The organism is Bradyrhizobium sp. S69 (assembly GCF_009766005.1).
Lineage (GTDB): Bacteria > Pseudomonadota > Alphaproteobacteria > Rhizobiales > Xanthobacteraceae > Bradyrhizobium.
In genome coordinates this window covers 169,030-175,137 of record NZ_LMUK01000010.1, presented here as the reverse complement: position 1 = coordinate 175,137, position 6,108 = coordinate 169,030, and the positions used below count along the sequence as shown (strand labels likewise).

Genomic DNA, 6,108 nt, shown 5'->3' with positions numbered 1-6,108 from the left:
GCCCATGGACGGCTCTCCTCAGATGGGTTGTGACAACGACCATCTTGGCACATCGATGCCGGTCGGGGCGCCGTCCACCCCATCACCGTAATTCCCGAAAGCGATTAACGTGCATTATCGCCGGGCGGCGCGGTTAGGCGCGGTTAATTAAGTGCACTGGACTGCACCCCGTAAGTGAGACACGGTAATTTCTGTGACAGGGTAGAAGGGCCGCGAAACCCCTGGCGCCCGATGCGCGCAAAATCTAATTTGTTGAAAGGTTTCAGTCTGATTTGCCCTGTCCATCGCTTCACATCTCTACGACATTTCTGATTTTCCGAAATTATCCTTGACTCTTGACCCAAATCACCTGCTTATTTCGCCCATCCCGTCCCGAGAGAGGGGGCGTTGGCCATCGTCACTGACGTTGGGGCGGGGAGCGGTGGACGCGGATGCGCTTTTGACGAACGGCGCGTGAGGCGGACGGTTAAGTCGTGTGGTCCTGATGCCCCGATGCCGGCATCAAGTTGGCGATGATGCTTCGCATCACGCTGACGACGGTGACAACAAAGCATGGTCTCGCCGGGGAGAGCACGAAATAGACCGTTAAAACCATTGCGCAGGGAAGGCCGGACTGCTTCCGCTGAACCTGTATGCTCATGTGCGTTTTTTGTTTGCTACCTTTGCACATGAGATCGCGGGTGCAGCGCGCACCCGGTCTTCCCTGCGTCCCTCTTGGGATCGCACTGCGCCCTCTTGTTTTTTGGGGCGAACGCCATGCAAACCTCGGGCAAACGATGTCGCGAGAACGCCGTTGTTCGTCATCATCCGCCACCGGGTCGCGCGAATGCGCGCCCGATGACAGGCTCCGGCGGATGATCCAGTATTCCGAGGAGCTTGTGATTGAACCGAGAACTCGCGGCGTACTGGATACTTCGCCGGAGCCTGTCATCGGGCTCGCCGAAGGCGAGACCCGGTGGCGGAGTATGACGGTGTTGGGTGGAGCATCGGCGCGATGGTCGGGCTGGCGGCTCACTTTTGTCCCGGGAAAACCGGTCTCCACCCTGGATCAGGCCGGGTGGCTCGTTTCCGAATCGTGCTTCTGGGTCGGCTGCACCAAATCTGTGCAGCGGGTCAGGTCCGCCCACATGCCAGCCCCGGGCTGGGCCAGTTACAATTTGGCCATCCAGCGAATTTCGGCTTTCGGCTGCGCCCCGGCGCGTATACCCTGCCTTATTCGTCGAAAACGGCCGGCACCGCGGCAAAGCCGCCTCAATGACACCAGAAAGTTATTGTGAGGCTTTCAACCGACCTTATGTGAGGCCAAGACGTCATATAAGGCCAAGACGTCGATTTCGCGACATGGCCCTTGGCATCGACAACTGACAGCGAGAAGGTTCCGCGAACAATGCGCAAGAATTCCTCCTTTATCATCGGTGCCTTAACCGGTACCTGCCTGACCCTTCTCGTCGCCGGCCCCAGCAGCCAGTTTTGGATCGCAGCGGCCAGGGCGGCTACCAGCGCCGACACCTATACGCAGCTGAATTTGCTCGGCAACGTGTTCGAACGGGTCAGGTCCGACTATGTCGAGAAGCCCGACGACGCCAAGCTTGTCGAGGGCGCCATCAATGGCATGGTCACCTCGCTTGATCCGCATTCCCGCTACATGAATGAGGCGGCCTGGCGTGACATGCAGGAGACCACCCATGGCGAGTTCGGTGGGCTCGGGATCGAGGTCACGATGGAAGACGGCCTGGTGAAGGTGGTCTCGCCGATGGACGGCACGCCGGCGGCGAAGGCCGGCATCCTGTCCGGCGATTTCATCACCACGATCGACGGCGACGCCGTTCAGGGCCTGACCCTGGAGCAGGCGGTCAACAAGATGAAGGGACCGGTGCATACCTCAACCAAGCTGAAGATCGAGCGCAAGGGCGCGGACAAGCCGATCGACGTTTCGATCGAGCGCGAGATCATCCAGGTCAAGCCGGTCAGCTTCCACACCGAAGGCGGCGACATCGGTTATATCCGGATCAGTTCGTTCAACGAACAAACCACCGATGGACTGCGCAAGGCGATAGCCGACATCTCGAAAGATATTCCGCAGGAGAAGCTCGCCGGCTACATCGTCGACCTCCGCAACAATCCGGGCGGCCTGCTCGACCAGGCGGTCTCGGTGTCGAGCACCTTCATGGCGCGGGGCGAGGTGGTCTCGACACGCGGGCGCAACCCGGAGGAAACCCAGCGTTACACCGCGCATGGCGGCGATATCATCAAGGGCAAGCCGCTGGTCGTGCTGGTCAATGGTGGCTCGGCGTCGGCGTCGGAGATTGTGGCTGGCGCGTTGCACGACCACAAGCGGGCAACGCTGATCGGCACCCGTTCGTTCGGCAAGGGCTCGGTGCAGACCATCATCCCGCTCGGCACCGGCAATGGCGCGCTGGCGCTGACCACGGCGCGCTATTTCACGCCGTCGGGTCACTCGATCCAGGCACTGGGCGTCTCGCCCGACATCGAAGTATTGCAGGATGTGCCCGACGATCTGAAGGGCCGTGTCGACACCAAGGGAGAGGCCTCGATGCGCGGCCATCTCTCGGCCGAAGGCGCCGAGCAGACCGGCTCGCAGGCCTACGTTCCACCGGACGAGAAGAACGACAAGGCGCTTGCCGCAGCCTTCGACTTCCTGCGCGGCGTCACCGTCAAGGCGGACAACCCGGCGGCGCCGAAGACGACGGTTCCGAACTGAACTTTGCAAATCGCGACGAAAGGTTCTGGTCGGGGCGGCGCAAGCCGCTCCGATTTCGTTTGGGCCGGCTGTCTCGACTAGCGAGATTGGATCAGGCGACTGCCGGCGATTTTCTCTCGTGCGAAAACAATAATTGCTTGATCTCGGCGGCGGGCTTCGGCTTGCTGAATAGATAGCCCTGCATTTCCGAGCAGCCGAGCATACGCAGCAGTTGCTGCTGCTGCTTGGTCTCGACGCCTTCCGCGGTCGTCGTCATGTGGCGCGCCGCGGCGATATTCACCACCGCCTGCACGATGCTGGACGAGCCCTCGGGCTCCTCGATATCGGTGACGAAGCAGCGGTCGATCTTGATTTTGTCGAATGGAAAGCGCTGCAGATAGCTCAGCGACGAATAGCCGGTGCCGAAATCGTCCAATGCGATCCGCACGCCGATGTCGCGCAACTGATGCAGGATGGCGAGCGCTGCGTCGTCATCGCGAATCAGGACCGCCTCGGTGATCTCCAACTCCAGCCGGCTCGCGGCGAGGCCTGAGGCCGCCAGGGCCGCGACGATCTTCAACGCCAGCGTGCCGCTCTTGAACTGAACCGGCGAAACGTTGACCGCGAGCTTGATATTTTCCGGCCAGGTCGTTGCTTCCGCGCAGGCCGTCGTCAACACCCATTCGCCAATCTGGTTGATCAGGCCGGTCTCTTCGGCGATCGGAATGAAATCGGCGGGCGAGACCATGCCGCGTTCGGGATGCCGCCAGCGCAACAGGGCTTCGCAGCCGGTGATCTTGTTGTCCTGAAGGCCGACACAAGGCTGGTAGTAGACCTCCAGAGCGCCTTCCGACATCGCCTGGCGCAGATCCATTTCCAGCAGCCGGCGCGCCTTGACCTGCGCGTCCATGTCCGGTTCGAAGAAGCGATAGGTCCGGCGTCCGGCCGATTTCGCGGCATACATCGCCATATCCGCGTTCTTCAGGATCTGGTGCAGATCGCTGCCATGCTGCGGCGCCAGCGCCACGCCGATGCTGGCGTCGGTAGAGACCTGATGGCCGAGGCACTCATAGGGCATGCGGATGGCATCGAAAATGCGGGCGGTGAGGTCGATGATTTCGGCCTCCGACGTGACCGCGGTCTGCACGACCGCGAATTCATCGCCGCCCAGCCGTGCGACGAAGCCATCGCGGCGGATGCAACCGCTCAGGCTCAACGCGACGGATTTCAACAGCTCATCGCCGATCAGATGCCCCAGCGTATCGTTGACGCTCTTGAACTCGTCGATGTCGATATAGAGCACCGCCAGCTGCTGGCCTGGCGCGATCCGCGTCAGCTCGAGCGCAAGCCGTTCGTGGAACAGGGCGCGGTTCGGCAGGTCGGTCAAGGGGTCGTAGTGGGCGAGATGGGTGATCCGCGCCTCGGCGTCGCGGCGCTCCGTGACATCCTCGATCGTGGCCACCCAGCCACCGGCTTCCAGCGGCTGGTTGATGATCTGGATCGCGCGGCCGCCCGGAGCCTCGGTGATCTGGTTGGTCGCTTTCCCGAGCGACACATCGCGGATGATCGCGTTGCAAAATTCGTCGACGTCGCCGTCGAACGATCCGGTCTCCTTGCGATGGGAAATCAGATCCTGCATGGCGCAGCCCGGTTTGACCACGTCCGCCGATAACCCGAACATCTCGATATAGCGCCGGTTGCAGACGGTCACGTGGGCCGAACTGTCATAGACCACGAGGCCCTGCGGAATGTTGTTCACGGCGGTGTCGAGCCGCTGCTTTTCCAGCCGGTGCTGCATCGACAATTTGCTGACCACGAGGAAAAGCATGCCGGCAATCAAGCACACCGAGGCGGCGGCGACGGCGATCAGAAATCGGGTCTGTTCCCGCCAATCGGCCAGCGCCGCCGAGACCGTCGTGGCCGCGATGATCGAAATCGGGAACTGGCTCAAGGCGCGCGCCGAGGCCAGCCGGTCGCTGCCGTCGATCGGGCTGTTCAGTCGTAACGTGCCGTGGTCCGACTTGGACAAAATCTGTCGATGGACGGGGCCGTCCGCAAAGTTCAAGCCGATCATGTTATCGGCGTGCGGATAACGCGCCAGCAGCGTGCCGTCGCGATGATACATCGTAATGGCGCCGGCTTCGCCGAGCGTCAGCGAGGCGAAGAATCTTTCAAAGCTGGCGGGCGTGATCGCGCGGGTGATGACACCGAGAAATTCGCCGTTGGGTGCCGCGATCTTGTAGGCGATCACCGTTGCCCAGTCGTCGGAGAACCGGCTGTGCACCAATTCGATCAAGATCGTCTGCGACGCCGTGCCGGATTTGAAGGCCTTGAAGTAGGCCCGATCGCTGATGTTGACCGCGGACGAGGCGCGGTTTTCCGACGAGTTGATCAGCCTGCCATCGGTATCGAACACATTGACGCCGGCGACGTCGTCGTGCCCGCTGGCCTTGGCTTTCAACGCCTCATGCAATTCGGGGGTCGACATCCACGCCCCGAACGCCTCGGGCGTCGTCACTTTCGCGGCGCGAACCTGGGTCGCTATTTCTCTTTGAATGGTGATGAAATCTTCGAGCTGCTGATCGAAATGGCGCGCCAGCAACGACACGGTATTACCCAGTTCGCGTTCTGCGCTTTGCAGCGCACGTTCGCGAAACACGTTGACCATCATGGCGGTTCCAACGACGACGCCGGCAACCAGCAACACGCCGACAAGCACAAGTCCGCGGATCGGACTGCCGCGCAGCAGGGCTCTGGTGTTGAACGAAGCGTTTCCCATCGACGTCATTGGTGTTGCCGCCAGAGTCTCGCTGACAAGGCTCGGGCTAGAGGCAGTTTTCGCGCTCTTTCCCACACATGGTTACCGCGCCGGAGTGGAAGTCGCGTTAGGAAGTTGAGTTAATGGGTGATTAACCGGCACGGGTGTGGCCGCCCGAATGCCACCACCTCGAGCCGCCAACTAACTCATCAAGCAAACTCATCAAGCAAACTGCTCAAGTAAACTTGCGACCTAAAAAAAGAGCCCCACGAAACGCGGGGCTCTGATCCGATGTAGTTCGGCCGATATTGTTTCGATTTATCGGCTGTGGCCGGAACCCGCACCCGACGGGCCTAGTGTTGAGCCGCTGGGCGACGCATTCGGACCGAGCGAGTTCCCTGACGGGCTCATGGTGTTGTTGGGCGCCGTGGTGGTTGCTCCTGCGCTGTTGCCGGCTCCCGTGCCCGTGGTGCCGCCCGTCGTGGTTCCAGCGCCGCTGCCGCTCATGGATGAGCCGCCTGCGCCTGAACTTGCACCAGCGGCACCGCCGCCGGCGGCGCCACCGGCTTGGGCCAGTGCAAATGTGCTGGACAGCGACAACACTGTCGCGAGAGCGATTGTCGTGATTTTCATCGTGAGTTCCTCATGT

3 protein-coding genes are annotated in these 6,108 nt (G+C 61.5%); 1 reads left to right on the top strand and 2 read right to left on the bottom strand.

What is annotated here, in order from left to right; genetic code table 11:
• The first annotated feature begins 1,387 nt into the window (after positions 1-1,387).
• On the top strand, positions 1,388-2,722 hold the full coding sequence (locus GSQ88_RS04050; RefSeq protein ID WP_159006097.1) for a S41 family peptidase: 1,335 nt from the start codon (positions 1,388-1,390) through the stop codon (positions 2,720-2,722).
• Positions 2,723-2,813: 91 nt separating this feature from the next.
• On the opposite strand, the gene GSQ88_RS04045 is transcribed toward GSQ88_RS04050, so the two are convergent.
• Positions 2,814-5,489, bottom strand: a complete 2,676-nt coding sequence (locus GSQ88_RS04045; protein ID WP_159006096.1) for a bifunctional diguanylate cyclase/phosphodiesterase — start codon at positions 5,487-5,489, stop codon at positions 2,814-2,816.
• Positions 5,490-5,777: 288 nt separating this feature from the next.
• Positions 5,778-6,092, bottom strand: a complete 315-nt coding sequence (locus GSQ88_RS04040) for a hypothetical protein (protein ID WP_210253735.1) — start codon at positions 6,090-6,092, stop codon at positions 5,778-5,780.
• Positions 6,093-6,108: the final 16 nt, after the last annotated feature.

What these genes read in the sequence shown, in the direction of transcription:
- GSQ88_RS04050 (WP_159006097.1), top strand. Translation starts at nt 1,388, where the DNA reads ATGCGCAAGAATTCCTCCTTTATCATCGGTGCCTTAACCGGTACCTGC.
- GSQ88_RS04040 (WP_210253735.1), bottom strand. Translation starts at nt 6,092, where the DNA reads ATGAAAATCACGACAATCGCTCTCGCGACAGTGTTGTCGCTGTCCAGC.
- GSQ88_RS04045 (WP_159006096.1), bottom strand. Translation starts at nt 5,489, where the DNA reads ATGACGTCGATGGGAAACGCTTCGTTCAACACCAGAGCCCTGCTGCGC.